This is a genomic window from Nonomuraea sp. NPDC050022, from assembly GCF_044460705.1.
Classification (GTDB): domain Bacteria; phylum Actinomycetota; class Actinomycetes; order Streptosporangiales; family Streptosporangiaceae; genus Nonomuraea.
Map to the genome: position 1 here is coordinate 1 of NZ_JBITKE010000029.1, position 20758 is coordinate 20758.

Below are 20758 nucleotides of genomic sequence, written 5' to 3' on the forward strand. Positions count from 1 at the left end.
CTGACAGACGGCATGAAGATCCGCTGGCGAGTACGCGGCATCACCACCGCCGGCGCGGAAGGCACATGGTCCCCCTGGCAGAACGCCGTGGTGGACCTCCGCAAGCCCAGCATCGACGGCCTGGGGATGAACCCGGCGATTCGCGGCACGACGTCGTGGACCGCGGAGTCGCTGACGCCATGGATGTACGCCAAGGTGACCGATCCAGAAAACCGGCCCAGCAAGCTCAATGTCGAGGTGGAGCACGACCCGGCCACCGGTGACGAGGGCACTGGCCTGATCTGGTCGGGCTCCTCGGACAAGGAGTATGCCTCCGGCACCAACGCCTGGGCGGCCGTACCGGCTGACAAGCTGACCGACGGCTGGCACATCCGCTGGCGGGCACGGGCCACGACCACCTCGGGAGTGTCGGGTCCCTGGTCGGACTGGGTGTACGCGACCGTGGCGGCGCTGCCGTTCGAGTCGTTCTCCCCGGCGAACAACAGCCAGGTGGGCTCGTTGACGCCGGTGTTGTCGGCGAACGCGCGGCCCTTCAACAAGGGCGAGGTCAAGTACTGGTTCCAGATCTGCGCGGGCAGCGCACCGAACTGGCGCTGGTGCAAGGACTCCGCGGCCGAGACCGAGGACTGGACCACGGCGGGTGCCTGGCAGGTCGTCGACGAGCGGTTGAAGTGGGGCGAGACGTACTCGTGGATGGCGAAGGCCGCCACCACCTACACCACGGTCACATCCTCCTGGCGGACCTTCACTTTGGTACCGGAGCAGGCGAACATCAACGGGTTGCTGGCCGGTGGCACGCAGGACCGCGAGTTCAACCACGTTTCCGGCAACTACGCGCACGAGGTGACGGACGCTTCGGTGGCAACGGTGGGGCCGCCGCTGTCGGTCAGCCGTACGTACAACAGCCTTGACCCGCGCACCGACGGCATGTTCGGCTCCGGCTGGACGACCCGATGGGACATGCGAATCGAGGTGGAGCCCACCGAAAGTCTGCTGGTGACCTATCCCAGCGGGGAGCAGCTGCGCTTCGCTCCGACGGCCAACGGCTCGTACGCGCCGCCGTCGGGGACGTTCGCGACGATGGCCGCCGAGCAGGCGGGCGGCTGGCGGTTGATGGACAAGTCGGCCACTTCCTACTGGTTCGACGCGTCCGGCCGCCTCACCAAGATCACCGACCATCGGGGGCGGGCGCAGGAGCTGAGCCGTGACGGTGGCGGCAAGTTGACCAAGGTGACCGCACCGGGCGGCAGGTCGCTGACGTTCACCTGGGCAGGCGCCCACGTGGCGAGCGTGTCCACCGACCCGGTGGACGGCAACCCGCTGACCTGGACCTACACCTATGAGGGCGATCAACTGGTCAAGATGTGCCCGCCGACCTCGGCGACGGCCTGCACGACCTACGGGTACGGCACGGCCTCCCGGTACAAGAGCGTGGTCACCGATTCGGGGCCGGAGTACTACTACCGGCTGAACGAGAGCGAGACCCGTACGGGCACCACCGTCGCGAGCGCGGCGGGCTGGAACATCACCGAGGAGCAGGCCAAGCTGAACGGCTCCACCCCGGCCGACCTCGGCGCCCAGGTGCCGGGCGCACTGGCCGGATCGCCGGACACCGCGATGCGTTTCAAGGGAGCGACGACCTCGACCTTCGTGCAACTGCCGCGCAACGCGATCAGCGGTCAGGGCGGCGACCTGGCCGTGGAGGCGTGGTTCAGGACCACCGCGTCCGGCACGGTCATCGGGATGCAGAGCTCGGGTGACAGCACGCCGTCGGAGTTCATCCCGGCGATGTACGTCGGCACCGACGGCAAGCTGCGCGGCCAGTTCTTCACCGGCCAGTCCACTGTCGCGCACACCCCGATCACCTCGACCGGCGTCGTGAACGACGGAGCCTGGCACCATGTGGTGCTGTCGTCGGTGGAGACCAAACCCGCCTCGAGCACGGCCCCCGCCGAGCACACCCAGACGCTGTACCTGGACGGTGCCGCGGCGGGCACGCTGGCCGGGGAGATCCAGCACGGTGACATGGTGGAGGCCCGGATCGGCTCCGGGTACGCCTCCACGGCCTGGCCGTCCACCACGACCAGCACCGCGCTATTCCCGTTCAACGGCGACATCGACGAGGTCGCGATTTACGGCAAGCCGTTGGGCGAGACGGCCGTACGGCGGCACTTCGCAGCGGGGAAGCCGCAGCCGCAGCTGACCAAGGTGACCAAGCCGTCAGGGCGAGCGTGGGCGGTCAACGTCTACAACGCCGATGGTGGCCGGTTGGTGACGCACACCGACGCCAATGGCGGCACGTGGAAGCTTTCGGACCCGGTGTACGCCAAGCAGACCACCATCTCCACCTTCGCCACCGTGTCGGTGACCGACCCGCACAACGGCGTCGTCACCTATGTCGCCGACGCGCAGCGTGGCTACCGGCAGGTCTCGGTGACCGACCAGGTCGGCGCGACCACGAAGTGGGCCTACGACGTAGGCGGATATCCGGCCAAGGTGTTCGACCCGAATGGCAACGTAACCGAGGCGACCTACAACTCCCGTGGGAACCAGCTGTCGAGGAAGACCTGCCGGACGGCCGGCGCGAACTGCTCGACGGAGTACTACAACTACTTCCTCGACATCGACAAGCCGTTCGACCCGCGCAACGACTCGAAGATCGGCCAGCGCGACGGCCGATCGGCCTCGGCAAGCGATGAGACCTACATGACCTCGTGGGCGTACAACCAGTTCGGTGACGAGATCAAGACCATCACTCCGGCCACGGAAGACTTCCCGGCCGGGCGCAGCACGAGCAAGACGTACACCGACGGTAGCGAGCCCGCGGTCGGCGGCGGGACCATGCCGGCGGGACTGGTGAAGTCGGACAAGGACTTCAAGGGCAACGAGACCGTCTACGCCTACAGCGCCGCCGGTGACCTGGCCAGCGAGACGCTACCGTCCGGGCTGGTGAGGAAGAACACCTACGACGCGCTCGGCCGGATGATCTCGACCACCGAGATCTCCAAGGCGTACCCCGAAGGAGTGACCACCACAACCACGTACGACGGTCTGGGCAAGCTGCTGTCCAAGACCAGCCCCGAGGTCAAGAACGACGTCGACGGCAAGACCCACACGCTGAAGTACTCGGCCACCTACGACGCCGACGAGCTGCTGCTGACCGAGACCAACGCGGACCTGACGGGCGGCGACGCGGCCCGGACGACGACCTACACCTACGATGCCTACGGCCGGCAGGAGACGGTCACCGACGCCGAAGGCGGGGTCACGAGGTTCGGCTACGACGCCAAGGGCTTGAAGGTCACGTCCACTGACACACGCGGTGCCACGCTGGCTTACACCTACACGCCGCGCGGCGAGCTTGCCACCACGGTGTTGAAGGGGTGGACGGGCAGCCCTCTCTCCCCGCAGCCGGCCACTGACGTGGTGGTGAAGTCGGCCGCCTACGACCCGGCGGGCCGGCTCGCGTCCGAGACCGACGCGATGGGGCGCACCACCGCTTACACCTACTACGCCGACAACCTGCCCTTCGAGGAGATCGCCAAGGGCGCCAAGCTGAACGGCTCTGCCACCGGCCGGGACGTCGTGCTGGAATCTCGGGTGTACGATGCGGCCGCACAGGTGACCCGGCAGACTACTGATGGCGGCACGTTGCGCACCGATGTCGCCTACGACGCGGCCGGGCGTCCCACCTCGCAGGTGGTGGACCCACAGACGCTGGCGCGCAAGATCAGCTTCGTCTATGACGCGAACAACAACGCGATCAAGGCGACACGTACCGGCGCGGGTACCAGCCGGAGCGAGGTCTCCGAATATGAGTACGACGTGCTGGACCAGCCGATCCGGCAGACTGTCCACAACGACGGCGACGACCTGATCACCACGCTGACAGTGGACGATCGGGGACTGGTGACCGCGATGACCGACCCGCGTGGCAACGCCACGGGCGCCAACGCGGCCGACTTCACCACCAGTGTGACCTACAACGCGGCCAGGCTGCCGGTGCGGCTGCAGCTCCCCGCCGTCCAGGTGGAACGCAATGGCGGCGCCGCCGTCACTGAACGACCCACCTCCAAGCTGGGCTACGACAGCTTCGGCGAACGCACCCACCAGGTCGATCCCGCAGGCCGCACCAGTACGGTGAGTTACGACCGGGCCGGGCGCGTGACCATGCAGGCCCTCCCGGCCTACACCCCGTCCGGCGGACAGCCGATCACCCCGACCGCAACCGCGGAATATGACGCGGCCGGTCAGATGATCAAGGCGACCGATCCCCGGGGCCAGATCACGACTGCCCTCTACGACGTGCTGGGCCACAAGGTGAAGATCACTGATCCGCCCGCGAACGGAGCCGCGGCGGGGACGTGGACGTTCGGTTATGACCTCCTCGGTGAATCGTTATGGACCGTAGACCCGAACGGGGCACGGTCCGAGGCCACCTACGACGACCTCGGGCGGCAGATCACGCTGTCCACCATCGAGCGCAAGCCGACACCGGGCATCTACGTGACCAACCAGGAATACGATGACGCGGGGCGCCTGACCAAGAGCACCCGGCCCACCGGTGACTCCTCTCTCCGCGCCTACGACGCGACCGGTGCGTTGATCAAACACACCGACGCGCTCGACAACGCCACCACCTTCGGCTACGACCTGGCCGGACGGCCCACCACGACCACCAACGCACTCGGGCTCACCTCCCAGGCCCTTTACGACCTGGCCGGCCGTGAGACGGAAACCCGCGAACTGGACGCCAACGGCACGGTGCTGCGTACCCGGAAGACCGGCTACGACCTGGCAGGCAACTCGATCAGCAGCACCTCGGGTGAGGGGCACACCGTCACCCGATCCTTCGACGCGGCCAACCGCCTGACCCAGCTGGTCGAGCCGGTCTCCGCGACCGAGCAGATCACCACCGGCTTCGGCTACGACGCCACCGGCGCGCAGACCCGCGTCACTGACGGGCGCGGTCACTCCACCTTCACTGCCTACAACAGCCTCGGGCTGGTGGAAACGGTCACCGAGCCGGCCACCGCCCAGCACCCCGATCTGAAGGACCGCACCTGGGCCCTCACCTACGACGCGGGCGGCAACGCGACTGTCAGCGTGGCCCCCGGCGGGGTACGGGTCGAGCGCACTTTCGATGAACTGAACCGGCTCATCAAGCAGACCGGCGCCGGCGCAGAGGTCGCGACCAAGACCAAGACGTTCGGCTATGACCAGGCCGGGCAGATGATCACCGCGGACGATCTGACCTTCACCTTCAACGACCGCGGCCAACTGCTCAAGTCCAGCAGCGCCGTCGCCGGTGACCTCAACGTCTACGCCTACGACGCCGACAACAGGCTCGTGCAGCGCACCGACGGCACCGGCACCTCCACTTTCACCTGGGACAACGGCGACCGGCTCACCCAATCGGTGGACCCCGTCTCCGCCACCACCATCGACTACACCTACGACAAGGCCAATCGCCTGACCGGCATGACCTACGGCGCGAACAGTGCGCGCCGCACCTACAGCTACGACGACCTGAACCGGCTCACCAAGGACACGCTGACCACGTCGGCCGCCGCGTCAATCGCCTCCATCGAGTACGGCTACGACCTGGACGACAACATGACGTCCAAGACCACGGCCGGAACCGCCGGAGCCGGAAAGAACACCTACACCTACGACTGGGCCAACCGGCTCTCCTCCTGGACCGGACCGGACGGGGCCAAGACCGACTATGGCTGGGACGCCGCGGGCAACCGCATCAAGGCCGGCGAGAAGACCTTCACCTACGACGAACGCAACCGCCTCACTTCCGGTGACGGACGGACCTATACCTACACCGCCCGCGGCACCATCGCCGAAGAAGGTGGCGGCATGGTCCGCATCGTCAAGTCCGACGCCTTCGACCGCCTCGTCTACGACGACGGCGTGCAGTACGACTACGACGCCCTCGACAGGGTCGAGACCCGCACGCAGAGCGGCAAGACCCAGCGCATGACCTACGATGGCACCAGCAACAACCTGGTCACCGTCACCGACACGGCCACCGGCACCAAGACCGCGATGTTCGGCCGGGACGCCCTCGGCCGCACCCTCGGCCTGTCGGACGGTGGCGGCGCCCAGCTCGCCTTCTGCGATCTGCGCGGCGACCTCATCGGGGCCTTCACCGCCACCGGCGCCTCACTGATCGACTCGGTCGCCTACAACCCCTTCGGCGAGGTCGTCACTCGCACCGGGGCCACCCATACCCTCGGCTACCAGGGCGGCTACACCGACCCGAGCACCGGCAAGATCAACATGGCCGCCCGCTGGTACCAGCCCTCCACCGGCAGCTTCGTCAGCCGCGACACCCTCGCCGAGAGCGGGGACCCCTCCGTCCAGCTCAACCGCTACACCTACGCCAACGACAATCCTCTGACCCTCACCGACCCCGACGGCCACAAGGCCAAGCCGAAGACGACCAAGAAGCCGAAGCCGAAGCCGACGAAGGCTCAGTACGACAAATGCAAGAAGAATCTCAGCAAGAAGGGTTGCGAGGCGTCGAAGGAGATAAACTCTTTCAAGAAGGATTGCAACAACGGCTTCGGTTACGAGAACGGATCCACCGCCTGCAGCGCGGCCCAGAAGGGCTTCGAGAAGTGTGTGTTCGGGACGAAGAAGACGACGCAGCAGTGTGAGAAGGAAGCCGTCCACACGGTTTGTGATAAATATCGGCACAATGGCAACAGATGCGATGGCGCCGATGCGGTTTATGATAAGTGCAAGACTGCGGGCACACGGCGTTCCATCTGCATCGAAGGGAACGCCGAATACGTGACATGCCGCAACCTGTACACCAAGGCCGAGGACGGCTCGAACGACGTCTGCCCGGGAGCGACCGCGGCATATGAGCGCTGCAGAATGGACCGGGGCACGGCACCAGGATGCGAGGCTGCGCGTGAGGCCTATTCGGTGTGCGCCTACGACGGCTGGGCGCCATCGGGACGGACGGGATACGACAAGGCAGACTCCGTATGTACCGATGTGGCCAACAGCGTAACCAATTGCCATGTCCGAGGAGGCGATCCGCAGACGTGCTTCGGAGCGGGGATCATCCACCTCGAATGCATTGTGCAGACCGGAAAGTACCAAGGATGCGCGAAGCTGCACGCCAACGTGAACGAGTGCATTCTCCACCCGAAGCGGCTCGGGTGTGATGACAAGCCGATCGAGACCTGCCTCAAGAATCCCAAGCACAAGTACGAGGAACACTGCTACCAGAGCTATTCCCCCACACAGGTATGGATGAAGAAGGTGCTGCGGGACAAGGAGCCGGGCCTGGTAAACACCGTCTGCGGGGCCGTTGACGTGGTCACCGCTTTCCCGGGCGTCGATAAGATTCCTGTGGTCGGACAGTACAAGGGCGCGGTCGGCGACATCTGTAAGGGGTTGGGCATCATGGAGAAGATCGCGATCGATCATGGCGTCGGCTGGGAGAACAAGAAGTGGGACCAGCTGCGCAAGAGCAACCCAGGTGAATGGGTCACTCTTACGTTTGACGTGACCAACTTCCCGATCCTACAGTCGATGGACCTGGGCCCCGCCCCGACTACTTACAGATAGCGCCGGAATGACAAATCAACGTGCTGATCGCGGCGGGCCGTGGTTACGTCTTGGCCTGATCCTTGTGCTGGGCGTCATCCTGGCCTCGCTCGCCTGGGTGGTCATTGACCAGCGTGAGACCGCCAGGATCGCCACCGCCAGGCAACTGGCCCTGCAGGGAGTAAGGCTGCGGAATGTCGATGACCTTTCCGCGGCCCTCCTGGGCGCGGCCGCGGTCAAGCTGCACGCCGATGCCGGCACGCGTTCCGCATTGACGGATACGCTGATCTCCGGGCGTCAGGGCATTCTCCCAGGCGCGAGCGACGTACGGAAAGTCGCGCTGAGCGCCGACGGACGGATCGCGCTATCGGCGGATGCGCACCAAGGCGTGGTCCTGTGGAACCTCTCACCACGGGGCCTCCCGGAGCACAACCTGCAAGCAATCCCGTCGAACACACTGAAGGATCAGCTTGACGCGTCCGCCGTGGCGCTCACTCCCGATGGCCGGACGGCCCTCATCGGCGGCCACGACGGTTCGGTGAGTACCTGGGAGGTGACCGGGCACTCCCGCCCGAACAAGATCTTCACGGGTGATGACGTCGCCGCCGTGAGCGAAGTGGCGGTGTCGTCGGACGGTAAGACGGTCCTGGCGGGCTTCGACAATGGCGGCATCGTCTTCTGGGACGCGACCGACGCCTCGCCTGCGATCCGGCGGCCCACGCCGACGCCACATGCGTCAGCGGTGTCCGCAACGGGGATGAGCGCCGATGGGCACACGGCATTGACCGTCAGCGATGAGAAGGCAATCGTCTGGGACCTGACCGACCCGACTCATCCGACCCAGGCGGGAGTCCTGACGCGGCCGGGGACGCACTGGGGCGCCGGTGCGCTGAGCGCCGATGGACGTACGGCGGTAACGGGTACCCAGGTATGGGATGTAGGCAATCCAGCCAAGCCGCAACAGGTGGCGACGTTGCCGGGGGTTACCAGCATGGTGAACGACGTTGCGCTGACGTCCGACGGGAGCAGGGCTCTCACGGTCGAGGACACCGGAAAGATCACCCTGTGGAAGTTGCAGGACCGGCTTCACCCGGTTCTGCTGGTCGATCTTCCGGGGCCGTCACGCACGGTGGACTCCGTGGCGTTGAGTGCCGATGGCGGGGTGGCCGTGATCGCTGCGCCTGCGTGGGGTGTGATTTCGTGGGACATCAGCGGGATCAGTGGCGATCCTCTGCAGGACATCTGTGCTGACTCCGCTTTTCGCGCCATTCGAGTCACCCCCGAGACCTGGGCGAAGATCACCGGCGGCGAAGGCTGGCCGGATGAGCTTGGTGATCCAGGCAACCACAATCCATGCTCGTCGGCGCTGTGAGCCGACTGAACCGCGCTGAGACTGTTGGAGACCGTGGTGTGCCTTCGGGGCACGCATGCGTCTGGACAGACAAAAAACGCCGTGCCGGCCGGCACGGCGTCTCTTTGAGCGGCTATCCGGACGTCTGGAGCGTCTCTTTGGCGCCTCTTGGGCGTTGGTCAGCCGTTCGCGGCCGCCCCGGGGTAGGTCGAGTTCATGGCCCTGTCCGATTGACGGTCCAGGAGCCGAACCCGCCCGGTGTTGACGTCGACCGCGTACGAACGCCCGCCTTCCTTGCCCCCGTACAGGAGCGTGACCTCGGATCCGCTCTGCCAGATCGTGGTGCCGGCGACGCCGCCGCGGTCGTCCGGCAGGCCGCGGACGGGCACCTTGCGCAGGGTCTTGCCGGTCTTGGCGTCGAGCAGGGTCAGCATGCGCTCTTCGTGCCTCGGGAACTCGCCCTTGCCGACCTTCGGGAACTCGACGGCGGCCACCGTACGACCGTCGGGCGCTACTTCGCTGAACATGATGAACACGCCGTTGAAGCGAACCGGCTTGCCGCCCCCCGTGACGGGCATGAGCCACAGGTCGGTCTTGCGATAGCGGACCAGTTCGGCGACGCCGCCCTTGACGCTGACCGGCTCGTACTTGCCGTTGATGTGCGTCGTCCTGCCGGTGCGCACGTCGATCAGCATGCCGGGATACTTGCTGCCCTCGCGCGGATCGAAGGCGATGTACCGGCCGTCGTCGGAGAGCACGAGCATGGAACCCACGCCGATCCGCTCCTCCTTGATGGTGACCGGCGACGTCGCCTCGGTGCCGCCCACCAGGTCGCGCACCACGTGCGCCTGGGCGTCGCGGCTGTAGTAGGCGAGCAAGCGGCCGTCCCGGCTGATCGCGACGGGCACCCGCTCGCCCTTGGCGGTCTCGGCGAGCGCCTCCGGCACGCGGTAGGTCCTGCCGGCCCGGGTGACCACCCGCCACTCGACCGCGGCGCAGTCAGCCCCACGCTCGACCACCTTGCAGGATGTCATATACGCGCGGCTGATCGCCCCCACGTTGCCCGGGGGCAGGTCGGGTACGGCCTCTTGGCCCTGCTGCGTGGCCGTCTGGGCGGTGCGCGGCCACGGCACCCCCGCCACCACCACTGCCACCGCCGCCGTCATGCACAGCACCGCCACGGCGGATGCCGTCAGCACGGTCCACCGCCTGCGCCGGTGGCCCGCGATGGCCACGTCGGCGAGGCTCACCAGCGGAGCCTCCTCGGCGATGTCCCCCAACGCCTCGCGCAGTCTCGTCATCGTGCCACCTCCACGACCTCGGGATCATCCAGCAGATGCACCAGTTCCGGCGCGACCTCGCGCAGGCGGGCCAGCGCGTGATGGGTCTGGCTCTTGACGGTGCCGACCGCGCAGCCCAGCACCTCGGCCGTCTGCGCCTCGGTCAGGTCCTCCCAGAAACGCAGCACGATCACGGCCCGCTGCCTGCGCCCCAGCTTGGCCAGCGCCTGACGCAACACGATCCGGTCGAGCACGGCTCCATCGGAGTACGCGCCCCGCTCGGGCGGATCACCGCTCGGCACCTCGGGACGTAATCTGCGCCTCCAGGAGATGTACTGGTTGACCATGGCCTTGCGGGTGTACGCCTCCGGGTTGCCGCCCTTGACCAGCTTGGACCAGTGGCCCACGACATTGATCAGGACGCTCTGCAGCAGGTCCTCGGCCAGGTGCGGGTCTCCCGTGAGCAGGTACGCGGTCCGCATCAGGGCTTGCTGGCGGGCGAGCACGAACTCACGGAAGCCGTCGTGACGGTCCAATGTGATCTCCTCTCCCCCGTTGCCAACGCGACTTGCGTGACGAAAGGTTGTACCGCTCACCTCCTCAATCACAGGAGCACATTCGGAGCTTCGGGCTCTCAGGAACCCAAGCGCTTTGGGCTCGGCGGCTCGGGGCTTTGAGGCAGACGGACTGAGTTGGGCGGCCTGGGTCAGGCGGCCAGGCTCTGGGCGATGAGGGCGGCGGCCGAGATGGCGGCGACCACCAGCACCGCGGTCCGTACCTTCCCGCCGTCCAGGTAGCGCCGCAGCGGCCCCGACGCCAGGAACCCGAGCACCATCGGCACGATCAGCACGGCCCCGGTGGCGGCCGCCCGGCCGGAGAACTCCCCCACGAAGCCCAGGACGGCCAGCGACTGCGCGGCGCCCAGGAAGAAGACCATCGCCAGCGTCGCCCGGATCTGCGGCCCCTTGGCGTGCTGGTAGACCAGCGCGATCGGCGGCCCCCCGACGCCGGTCGCGGTGCCGGTGATGCCCGAGAAGAACCCGGCCCCCGCGATGGTGGCGTCGTTGCGCGGCACGCTGACCGCCCACGCCGTGAGCCCCACCGCGATGAGCACCATGACCCCCACGAAGACGCCTCGTATGTAGACGGATATGTAGACCAGGACGACGCCACCGATGGCCGCACCGGGCAGTCGCCCCAGCACCGCGAAAACCACCCCGCGCCAGTCCACCTTCCGCCACTCCGCGGCCAGCGTGAACAGCGGCAACGTGACGTTGACCACCTGAATGGCGGTGGGCATCAGGGAGTGGTCGAGCATGGTGAGCACCGGCGCGGCCACCAGCCCCAGCCCGAACCCCACGCTGCCCTGGACAACCGCTCCAACGAAGACCGCCAAACCGCCAACAATCAGCACTAATGCCATCTGAGTCACGGAGGAGAGTCAATCATCATTACTCTGTGTTGCCGTTCGAGCGGCATGCGTTACGGCAAGGGTGTAGGTTTCTTCCCGACGCAGACGTAGCCTCCGGAGTATGACCGTGAAACAAAAAGCGACGACGATACGCGTCAGCGTCAAGACCCGGGACAGAATCGCCGCACTTGCAAGAAAGGCGGGTGAACCCATGACCGCGATCATCGACCAGGCCATTCGGGAGTTGGAGAAGAAGCACCGCTGGCAACATGTCGCGGACCAGATGGAACGCACGAGGAAGGAGGACCCCCGAGCCTGGGCCGACTATCTCGCCGAGTCCGAGCTGGTCCAAGGCCCACCATCAAGCTCCCTCCGCATCGCACCCGAGTGGGAGGGGCTCATCACATTTCCCGAGGAGAGAGATGAGGGTGATCCAAGGCGAAATCTGGCTCGCTGAACTGGGCGAGCCAACCGGACGAGAGCAGGGCTACCGTCGCCCCGTGCTCGTCGTGAGCAACGACAACTTCAATGCCGCGGCCGCAGTAAAGATCATTGTCCCCCTGACAACGACCGAGCGCGGATGGGACAACCACATCCCGGTCAGCCGCGAAGGCACGGGGCTCGACAAACCCAGCTGGGCCATGGTCGAGCACGTGCGGAGCGTGTCTCCCCAGCGATTCACCAGGAGAGTCGGGATCGCTCCCGACGAGATCGTGCGTGAAGTGACCGACTGGATCGCGGACATCGTCTGACGATTAGTGCCATCCGGCGAAGCGGAATTTCGCCGGGTGGCACCCTCATCGTGCCAGACTCGCCGATCGGCCGTCGCCGGCCCGCCTCAATCGGCGGTGCTCCCGTTGGACAGCCGCAGCCGCATGCCGTCCAGGATGAGGGCCAGCCCCGCCTCGAACGAGCTGTCGCCCTGCGGGTCGCCCTCCTCCAGCAGGGCAGCCATGATCCGGGGGTAGCGTGCCTGAAACTCCGCCATGTCGGGCCCTGACTCGTCCGTGTCCGGCCGCGTCCGATCGGCCTGCTCCTCCAGCACGAACCCGGCCACGTAGTTGCTCACCGCGAACAACCCCCGCGCCGCGTCCGCCACCGTGAAGCCCGCCAGTTCCAGCGCCTCCACCGCCCGCTCCACCATCGCGAACATCTCGGGCGACGACCGAGTCCCGGCCGCCAGCCTGGCCCCGTCGCGGTGGGAGTTGAGTATCGACCGGCTGCCCCGGGCGTAGTCGGCCACCCACTCCCGCCACTGCGACGGATCCGTGAACACCGGCCGCGTCACATGCGGCGCCTCCATGGCCACCGCCATCGCGTCGAGCAACTGCTGCTTGTTCTTGAAATGCCAGTAGAGCGCCGGAGCCTGCACGCCGAGCTCCGCCGCCAGCCGCCGCAAGGTGAGGCCGTCGAGGCCTACCTCGTCGAGCAAGCGCAGCCCCGTCGCCACGATGGTGCCTTTTTCGAGTGCCACGGTTGACAGTTTAACAACGTTCAATGCATCCTTAACAGCGTTAGATTTAACGGCGTTAAGGAGGTTCGTCGTGATCCACACGGAAGGGCTCCGGAAGAGTTACCGGTCCAAGGACGCGTTGGCGGGCATCGATCTGTCCGTGCCGGCGGGCACGGTCTGCGGGCTCCTCGGGCCCAACGGGGCGGGCAAGACCACCGCCGTACGCATCCTCACCACGCTCCTCCGCTCCGACTCCGGTCACGCGGAGGTGGCCGGGCTGGACGTGGTGCGGGACGCGGCGCGGCTGCGCTTCATGTTCGGGCTCGCCGGGCAGCACGCGGCGGTCGACGAGTTGCTCACCGGGCGGCGCAACCTGGAGATGTTCGGCAGCCTGTACCACCTGCCCAAGACGGCGGCCCGGCGGCGGGCCGACGAACTGCTCGAGCGGTTCGACCTGACCGACGCCGCGAACCGGCGGGTCAAGACGTACTCGGGGGGAATGCGCCGCCGCCTCGACGTGGCCGCCAGCCTGATCGTCGCGCCGCCCGTGCTGTTCATGGACGAGCCCACGACCGGCCTCGACCCGCGTAGCCGCCTCGGACTGTGGGAGCTGCTGCGCGACCTGGTCGCCGAAGGGACCACGCTGCTGCTCACCACTCAATACCTGGATGAGGCCGACCGTCTCGCCGACCAGATCGTCCTGCTGGACCAGGGGCGGGTCGCCGCCTCCGGCTCACCCGCGGAGCTGAAGCGGCAGATCGGCGGCGACCGGGTGCAGGTCGTCCTCCGCGCGGCCGCCGACCTCCCCCAAGCCCTCGACCTGGTACGGCGCGCGGCCGATGAACGGCAGGTGGAGATCGTGGACGAGCGGCGGGTGACGGTGGCGGTCGAACAGGGGGCGCAGTCGCTCATCCGCATCGCCGGCGCGCTGGACACGGCCATGATCCCGGTCGAAGACCTGTCCCTCCGCCGCCCCACCCTGGACGAGGTCTTCCTCCACCTGACCACCACGTAGCCACCGGCCCACAGTCGCCGACCGCCGCCCGACCAGGCCGCCCGACCACCACCCTGACCGCCGCCCGACCCGCCCTTCCGGCATGTTCCGGCCGATTCTCACGAGGTGACTCCACATGACCCTTGTCCACGTACCCGCTCCACCGACGACGCTCAGCGAGCGCCTCCGCTGGACGATCTCCGACTCCCTGACCATCGCGCGCCGCACCTACTTCAGGCTGATGGCGCAGCCAGGGGAAATAGCGGGATACCTGGTGTTCCCCGTTGTCATGACCATCCTGTTTGGCTATGTCTTCGGCAGCGCGATCACCCTCCCCGGTGGGGGCGATTACCGCAGTTACCTGATGCCTGGCATCTTCATGCAGGTCATGGCGATGACCGCGGCCGCCGCGGCCACGGCGGTCGGCGAGGACATGGAGCGCGGCATCATCGACCGGTTCCGCGCCCAGCCGATCGCCCGCGGCGCCGTGCTCATCGGCCGCAGCGTCGCCGACCTGTCCATGCACCTGCTGTCGCTGGCCTCGATGGTGGTGGCGGCGATGCTGCTGGCGGGGTGGCGGGCGCACGGCACCTTCGGGCAGACGGCGGCGGCGTTCGGCCTGCTGGCCCTGTTCGGCTTCGCGATGATCTGGGTGGGGACCTACATCGGGCTGTTCGTCAAGAGTGGCGCCCAGGCCGACGCGGCGACGTTCGGATGGCTGTTCCCGATGACGTTCCTGGCCAACACGTTCGTCCCGACGGAGGGGCTTCCCGCCTGGATCAAGCCGATCGCCGACTGGAACCCGATGAGCGCCGTGGTCGCCGCCGCCCGCCTGCTCTTCGGCAACCCGACGTCGCACTCCACCGCCTGGCCGCTCCAGCACCCGATCGCGGCGAGCCTGCTGTGGTCCGGGGCGCTCATCGTCGTCTTCATACCGTTGGCCGTCCGCGCCTACCGCCGCATATCCCGCTGATCCACCGGGTGACGTGAGCCGAAGCAGGCGGCCAAGAACACGCACGTCACGGCGCCCAGCCCCATGAACCGCAGGAGCGTGCCCCTGGACGGGGCCCGGCCACGGACAGCGGGTGGGGCCCACCGTGCCTGCCGTAAAAGGGAAGTGCCTGTAAAGAGCGCCCGTAAAGAGCGGCCGTAAAGCAGGTACGGAGGAGCGCGCCCCCGAACGGGGCCCGGCCACGGACGGCGGCCGGCGCGAGAGCAGATGTCTGCGAGAAGGCAGCAAAGCGCCGCCCGGCGGTGTGGTGCCGGGCGGCGCTTCGTGGTCGGGTGGTTCACCCCCGATGTGGGCGCGTGAGGTCGCGCCCGCCCGGCCGCGGGAAGTGCGGCGCGGGATCCCGGTGGCCTCCGCTCAGCTGGTGGCCGAGGCGGCGGCGCGGGAGGACTTAGGAGGACTTGGCGAGGAGGGAGCGCAGGACGTACTGCATGATGCCCCCGTGCCGGTAGTAGTCGGCCTCGCCGGGCGTGTCGATGCGGACCACCGCGTCGAACTCCACCTCGCCCGCCTTGACGTGCACGGTCGCCGGGATGCCGCCCTTGTTGAGCTCCTCCACCCCGGTGATGTCGAACGTCTCCTCGCCGGTCAGCCCCAGCGAGTCGGCCGAGACGCCCTCCGGGTACTGCAGCGGCAGCACGCCCATCCCGATCAGGTTGGAGCGGTGGATGCGCTCGTACGACTCCGCGATGACGGCGCGGACGCCCAGGAGCGCCGTGCCCTTGGCCGCCCAGTCGCGCGACGAGCCCGAGCCGTACTCCTTGCCCGCGAGCACCACCAGCGGCGTCCCGGCCGAGGCGTAGTTGACCGAGGCGTCGTAGATGAACGACACCGGCCCCTCGTCCTGGGTGAAGTCGCGGGTGTAGCCGCCCTCGGTGCCGGGCGCGATCTGGTTGCGCAGGCGGATGTTGGCGAACGTGCCCCGGATCATGACCTCGTGGTTGCCGCGCCGTGAGCCGTAGGAGTTGAAGTCCTTGACCGCGACCTCGTGCGACTGCAGGTATTGGGCGGCGGGCGTGCCGACCTTGATGGAGCCGGCGGGCGAGATGTGGTCGGTGGTGACCGAGTCGCCGACCTTCACCAGCACGCGGGCGCCGGAAATGTCGGTAACGGGGTCAGGAGTCGAGGGCATGCCCTCGAAGTAAGGAGCCTTGCGCACGTACGTGGAGGAAGGGTCCCACTCGAAGGTGTTGCCCGTGGGGATCGGCAGCGACGTCCAGTGCTCGTCGCCCTTGAACACGTCGGCGTAGTCCCGCTCGAACATGTCGCGCCCGATCGAGGAGTTGACCACGGCCGTGATCTCCTCGGGCGACGGCCAGATGTCGCGCAGGAAGACCGCCGTGCCGTCGGCGCCGATGCCCAGCGGCTCGGTGTCGAGGTCGAGGTCCATGGTCCCGGCCAGCGCGTACGCCACCACGAGCGGCGGCGAGGCCAGGTAGTTCATCTTGACGTCGGGGTTGATCCGGCCCTCGAAGTTGCGGTTGCCCGACAGCACGGCGGTGACGGCGAGGTCGTTGGCCTGGATCGCGTCGGAGATCTCCGGGAGCAGCGGCCCGGAGTTGCCGATGCAGGTGGTGCAGCCGTAGCCGACGAGGTTGAAGCCGATCTTGTCGAGGTACGGCTGGAGCCCCGAACGCTCGAAGTAGCCGGTGACGACCTGCGAGCCGGGAGCCAGGGAGGTCTTGACCCACGGCTTGCGGGTCAGGCCCTTCTCCACGGCGTTGCGGGCGAGCAGGGCCGCGCCGAGCATGACGTACGGGTTGGAGGTGTTGGTGCACGAGGTGATCGCGGCGATGGACACGATGCCGTGGTCGATCTCGAACGAGGTGCCGTCCTCGAGCGTCACCGAGACCGTCTTGTGCGGGCGGCTGCCGTTGGCGCGGGCGTTGGAGGCGGGCGCGTCGGAGGCGGGGAAGCTCTCTTCCACGGCCTCGTCGACGCCGTCGCCGTCGAAGTCGGTGACGTAGTTGCGTACGTCGCGGCGCCAGGTGTCCTTGGCGGCCGACAGGGCGATGCGGTCCTGCGGGCGCTTCGGGCCGGCGATGGACGGGACGACGGTGCCGAGGTCGAGCTCGATGTACTCGGAGAAGACCGGCTCGGGCGCCGACGGGTCGAGCCAGAGGCCCTGGGTCTTCGCGTAGGCCTCGACGAGCGCGATCTGCTCCTCGGAACGGCCGGTCAGGCGCAGGTAGTCGACCGTCTGGCCGTCGATCGGGAAGATCGCGCAGGTGGAGCCGAACTCGGGGCTCATGTTGCCGATCGTGGCCCGGTCGGCCAGCGGCACGGACGAGACGCCGTCGCCGTAGAACTCGACGAACTTGCCGACCACACCGTGCTTGCGCAGGATCTCGGTCACCGTCAGCACCAGGTCGGTGGCCGTGGCGCCGGCGGGCAGCTTGCCGTTGAGCTTGAAGCCGACCACGCGCGGGATCAGCATGGAGATCGGCTGGCCGAGCATCGCGGCCTCGGCCTCGATGCCGCCGACGCCCCAGCCGAGGACGCCGATGCCGTTCTCCATCGTGGTGTGCGAGTCGGTGCCGACGCAGGTGTCGGGGTAGGCCTTGCCGTCGCGGATCATGACCACGCGAGCCAGGTGCTCGATGTTGACCTGGTGGACGATGCCGGTGCCGGGCGGGACGACCTTGAACTCGTCGAACGCGGTCTGGCCCCAGCGCAGGAACTGGTAGCGCTCGTGGTTGCGCTCGTATTCGCGCTCGACGTTGCGCTGGAAGGCGTCGGGGTGACCGAAGTAGTCGACGATGACCGAGTGGTCGATGACCATCTCGGCGGGGGCCAGCGGGTTGATCCGGGCCGGGTCGCCGCCCAGGTCGCGTACGGCCTCACGCATGGTGGCCAGGTCGACCACGCACGGCACGCCGGTGAAGTCCTGCATGATGACGCGGGCCGGGGTGAACTGGATCTCCACACTCGGCGCCGCCTTGGGATCCCAGCCGCCCAGCGCGCGGATGTGGTCGGCGGTGATGTTCGCGCCGTCCTCGGTGCGGAGGAGGTTCTCCAGCAGGATCTTCAGGCTGAACGGGAGGCGGGCTGCGCCTTCGACGGCGTCCAGCCGGAAAATCTCGTAAGACGCGTCGCCTACGCGTAGCGTGTCACGGCTGCCGAAGCTGTTCGCGGACACGATGATTCGCCTCCTCCATAGACATTTGCTCAGTTGAATCCTGCCGCACCCCGGGAGCAGTAAGAACGTTAGGTGAACCTAACCCGCAGGGCCGCGCGGCGGATGTCTTGATGTCAAGATATCTCTAAAAGTATCTCGACATCAAGTTAAACCGGCGCCAGCCGCCAGAACAGCAGGCCGATGATGGCGATGGACAGCACGGGAGCCAGGATCTTCTGCTCGAACGTCTTCCCGGTCTTGATCCCGATCTTCCACGGCAGCACGAACCGGACCGACACCGGCCACAGCACCGGACAGCCCCGCTCGGTCATGCAGTCGCCGACGACGTGCACCAGGCAGCCGATGGCCACGGCCATGCCCAGCCACGCGTAGCCGACCCCCTGCGACAGGAAGACGGCGTAGAGCCCGGCGGTCAGGCCGACGTTGATCATCGCCGAGCCGAGCTTGTTGCCCGGGATGCCGATGCCGATCGCGCGCAGCGCCAGCCCGATGAGCAGCACGACCATGATGTCGCGGCCGATCGGATAGGTGTTGGCCAGCCAGTGCGCCGCGAACCCGAGCACCACCGCGAACACCAGCGAATGCGTCGCCCCCCGATGTCCGCCGCTCAGCCAGTTGACGGCCTTGCTCAGCACCCAGGTGACCGGCCCGAACGTCTGCGCGATCGTCGCGCTCGGATGGTCGAGGTCGGGCAGCATGGCCGCCCCGGCGCAGATGATGGCGCCGGCGATGAACTCGGCCGGGGTGAGGGCGTTCGCCATGATCCCGGTCTCGATGAACCTGGAGGACTCGGTCAGCATCGGGAGCGCGGCGAGCCCGGGTGCGAGTCCTAGCCAAGCGATGGCCCCGGTCATCGCATGCGAATGCCCCATCATGATCGAAACTGTACGGCAAAGCCGTTCTTTACGCGCGGAGACCCGCCTGGGGCGCCATCACCCTCACCTCGGCGCTACGGACTTTGCCGGCCGCAGACCATCGCCGGCCATCGGGGCCCATCCGGGCCAATCCCGGGAACTGTCCGGAAACGCAGACGAGGTCGTCTCCGCGGCGACAGCACCCCCCAGCCCTGCCGACGCGGAACGACCTCGTCTGCTCTGAACAACGACGCCCTCCCGTCTCCTGTTCCCGTAATCCGCAACTTTTTCGTGATCTGTCTCACTCTGCCCATCCGCTTGCGAACGACATATTGGCGATATATCTTTGAAGCATCGAGAACATTCACAAGCGTTCACAAGAAGGAGAGTTTGACATGACTTCCGCACAAGCAGCAGGACGGCCGTGGCCCGAGCCCCGCGAGTTCAAGCGTGCCGCCCGTGAAGCGCTCAAGGCCGTGGCCGAGGCGTGGGAACAGGGCGGGCACCACCATCACCACCACCGCGGCGGCGGTCCGCACGAGGAGCGGCAACGCGGCCGGCGCGGATTCCCGCCCGAGTTCGGGCGCGGCCCCTGGGGATGGGGTCCCGGCGGACCGGGCCCGTTCGGACACCGGGGCGGCTGGGGCGGCCGGGGTGGCCGGAAGGCCAAGCGGGGCGACGTACGCGCCGCGATCCTGGCGCTCCTGTCCGAGGAGCCGCGCAACGGCTACCAGATCATCCAGGAGATCGCCGAGCGCAGCGAAGGCGGCTGGAAGCCCAGCCCCGGCGCCGTCTACCCGGCACTTCAGCAGCTCACCGACGAGGGGCTGGTCGTCGCTGAGGAGAACGAGGGCCGCAAGACCTTCCGCCTCACCGAGACCGGGCTCGCCTACATCGAGGCGCACGCCGACGAGATCCGCGCCCCGTGGGACGAGATGCGCCCCGACATCGACGACAACACCGCGGACCTGTGGGACATCGCGCGCCAGTCGGCATTCGCGATGATGCAGGTTTTGCAGACCGGGAGTGACGCACAAATCCGCGAAGCGCGTAAGACTCTTGTAGAGACCCGGCGCAAGCTCTACCAGATTCTGGCCGACGGCGACCCGGGTGAGGAGTAACGCATGACCGGCGCCACCCTGGAAGGCCGGTACGGGGAGAGCGAGGAACCAGCCATGGACCCCAACGATCTCCGCATCGGCGACGCCGAGCGCGAACAGACGATGGCCGACCTGCGCGAGCACTTCGCGCAGGGCCGCCTCGACCGCGAGGAGCTGGACCAGCGCCTCGACCGGACGCTCGGGGCACGCACCGCGCGAGACCTCGCGCAGATCACCGCTGACCTCCCGGGACAGCGGCGGCAGTACGACTACCGCGACCCGCAGGGCCTGCCTCCCCAGGCGTTCGACAAGGACGCCTGGCGGGCGGCGATGAAGGCGCACCGGCACCAGATGCAGTCGACGCGTCACGAGCGGCGCGACATGCGCCATGGCTGGGGACGGCCGCACCATGGGCCGGGGCCGTTCCTGCCGATCTTGTTCGTGTTGCTGATGGTGGGGTTCGTGTTCGGGGGGTTCGGCATCGCGAAGGTGCTGTTCTTCGTGTTCATCGGAGCCATGGTCTTCAAGATGATCCACCGGCACTCGCACCGCCGCTGACCCCCTTATCCCCTTTTAAAGGCATATATAGGTC

General features: G+C 67.5%; 14 protein-coding genes. 8 read left to right on the forward strand and 6 right to left on the reverse strand.

All coding sequences use genetic code 11. The features are described from left to right. Window positions 1–12 precede the first annotated feature (12 nt). The gene (locus tag ACIBO2_RS58415; RefSeq protein WP_397305327.1) at window positions 13–7596 is read left to right on the forward strand and encodes an RHS repeat-associated core domain-containing protein; all 7584 of its coding nucleotides are present in this window, start codon (window positions 13–15) and stop codon (window positions 7594–7596) included. Window positions 7597–7603: 7 nt separating this feature from the next. Beyond that, window positions 7604–8947, forward strand: a complete 1344-nt coding sequence (locus ACIBO2_RS58420; RefSeq protein WP_397305328.1) for a WD40 repeat domain-containing protein — start codon at window positions 7604–7606, stop codon at window positions 8945–8947. A 158-nt stretch (window positions 8948–9105) separates the two neighbouring features. Here ACIBO2_RS58420 and ACIBO2_RS58425 read toward each other — a convergent pair whose 3' ends face one another. From ACIBO2_RS58425 to ACIBO2_RS58435, 3 genes are all read right to left on the reverse strand, one after another. Beyond that, window positions 9106–10227 (reverse strand): hypothetical protein, encoded by a 1122-nt coding sequence (locus tag ACIBO2_RS58425; RefSeq protein WP_358549105.1) that lies wholly within the window; start codon window positions 10225–10227, stop codon window positions 9106–9108. Further along, window positions 10224–10742 carry a SigE family RNA polymerase sigma factor gene (locus tag ACIBO2_RS58430; RefSeq protein WP_358549107.1) on the reverse strand — a complete coding sequence of 173 codons (519 nt, stop codon included), beginning with the start codon at window positions 10740–10742 and terminating at the stop codon, window positions 10224–10226. The genes ACIBO2_RS58425 and ACIBO2_RS58430 overlap by 4 nt, the downstream gene beginning before the upstream one ends. 170 nt (window positions 10743–10912) lie before the next feature. Beyond that, entirely contained in the window at window positions 10913–11602 is a 690-nt protein-coding gene (locus ACIBO2_RS58435; protein ID WP_358549110.1) for a sulfite exporter TauE/SafE family protein, read from the reverse strand. Window positions 11603–11738: 136 nt separating this feature from the next. Here ACIBO2_RS58435 and ACIBO2_RS58440 point away from each other — a divergent pair, with 136 nt between their 5' ends. Together ACIBO2_RS58440 and ACIBO2_RS58445 are read left to right on the forward strand one after the other, a co-directional pair. Continuing rightward, on the forward strand, window positions 11739–12074 hold the full coding sequence (locus tag ACIBO2_RS58440) for a hypothetical protein (RefSeq protein ID WP_358549113.1): 336 nt from the start codon (window positions 11739–11741) through the stop codon (window positions 12072–12074). Next, on the forward strand, window positions 12040–12369 hold the full coding sequence (locus tag ACIBO2_RS58445; protein WP_358438458.1) for a type II toxin-antitoxin system PemK/MazF family toxin: 330 nt from the start codon (window positions 12040–12042) through the stop codon (window positions 12367–12369). Before ACIBO2_RS58440 ends, ACIBO2_RS58445 begins: the two co-directional genes overlap by 35 nt. A gap of 86 nt (window positions 12370–12455) precedes the next feature. Here ACIBO2_RS58445 and ACIBO2_RS58450 read toward each other — a convergent pair whose 3' ends face one another. Then, window positions 12456–13091, reverse strand: a complete 636-nt coding sequence (locus ACIBO2_RS58450; protein ID WP_358549115.1) for a TetR/AcrR family transcriptional regulator C-terminal domain-containing protein — start codon at window positions 13089–13091, stop codon at window positions 12456–12458. 70 nt (window positions 13092–13161) lie between these two features. Between ACIBO2_RS58450 and ACIBO2_RS58455 the strand changes: the two genes are divergently transcribed. Next, window positions 13162–14085: an ATP-binding cassette domain-containing protein gene (locus tag ACIBO2_RS58455; RefSeq protein ID WP_397305329.1), complete on the forward strand. Its 924-nt coding sequence runs from the start codon at window positions 13162–13164 to the stop codon at window positions 14083–14085. A 115-nt stretch (window positions 14086–14200) separates the two neighbouring features. Further along, window positions 14201–15037, forward strand: coding sequence for an ABC transporter permease (locus tag ACIBO2_RS58460; RefSeq protein ID WP_397305330.1), 837 nt, complete (start codon window positions 14201–14203; stop codon window positions 15035–15037). A gap of 427 nt (window positions 15038–15464) precedes the next feature. Here ACIBO2_RS58460 and acnA read toward each other — a convergent pair whose 3' ends face one another. After that, window positions 15465–18212, reverse strand: a complete 2748-nt coding sequence (gene acnA / locus ACIBO2_RS58465; protein WP_358549123.1) for an aconitate hydratase AcnA — start codon at window positions 18210–18212, stop codon at window positions 15465–15467. 146 nt (window positions 18213–18358) lie between these two features. After that, on the reverse strand, window positions 18359–19087 hold the full coding sequence (locus tag ACIBO2_RS58470) for a metal-dependent hydrolase (RefSeq protein WP_358549126.1): 729 nt from the start codon (window positions 19085–19087) through the stop codon (window positions 18359–18361). A gap of 374 nt (window positions 19088–19461) precedes the next feature. Between ACIBO2_RS58470 and ACIBO2_RS58475 the strand changes: the two genes are divergently transcribed. Both ACIBO2_RS58475 and ACIBO2_RS58480 read left to right on the forward strand, forming a co-directional pair. Beyond that, the gene (locus ACIBO2_RS58475) at window positions 19462–20187 is read left to right on the forward strand and encodes a PadR family transcriptional regulator (protein WP_357642510.1); all 726 of its coding nucleotides are present in this window, start codon (window positions 19462–19464) and stop codon (window positions 20185–20187) included. A 3-nt stretch (window positions 20188–20190) separates the two neighbouring features. Next, the gene (locus ACIBO2_RS58480) at window positions 20191–20724 is read left to right on the forward strand and encodes a DUF1707 domain-containing protein (protein WP_358549128.1); all 534 of its coding nucleotides are present in this window, start codon (window positions 20191–20193) and stop codon (window positions 20722–20724) included. Window positions 20725–20758: the final 34 nt, after the last annotated feature.

Bases quoted from the DNA above. Each gene is read 5' to 3' on its own strand.
- ACIBO2_RS58420 (WP_397305328.1), top strand. From the start codon at position 7,604: ATGACAAATCAACGTGCTGATCGCGGCGGGCCGTGGTTACGTCTTGGC.
- ACIBO2_RS58415 (WP_397305327.1), top strand. From the start codon at position 13: ATGAAGATCCGCTGGCGAGTACGCGGCATCACCACCGCCGGCGCGGAA.
- ACIBO2_RS58480 (WP_358549128.1), top strand. From the start codon at position 20,191: ATGACCGGCGCCACCCTGGAAGGCCGGTACGGGGAGAGCGAGGAACCA.
- ACIBO2_RS58445 (WP_358438458.1), top strand. From the start codon at position 12,040: ATGAGGGTGATCCAAGGCGAAATCTGGCTCGCTGAACTGGGCGAGCCA.
- ACIBO2_RS58440 (WP_358549113.1), top strand. From the start codon at position 11,739: ATGACCGTGAAACAAAAAGCGACGACGATACGCGTCAGCGTCAAGACC.
- ACIBO2_RS58475 (WP_357642510.1), top strand. From the start codon at position 19,462: ATGACTTCCGCACAAGCAGCAGGACGGCCGTGGCCCGAGCCCCGCGAG.
- ACIBO2_RS58470 (WP_358549126.1), bottom strand. From the start codon at position 19,087: ATGATGGGGCATTCGCATGCGATGACCGGGGCCATCGCTTGGCTAGGA.
- ACIBO2_RS58425 (WP_358549105.1), bottom strand. From the start codon at position 10,227: ATGACGAGACTGCGCGAGGCGTTGGGGGACATCGCCGAGGAGGCTCCG.
- ACIBO2_RS58460 (WP_397305330.1), top strand. From the start codon at position 14,201: ATGACCCTTGTCCACGTACCCGCTCCACCGACGACGCTCAGCGAGCGC.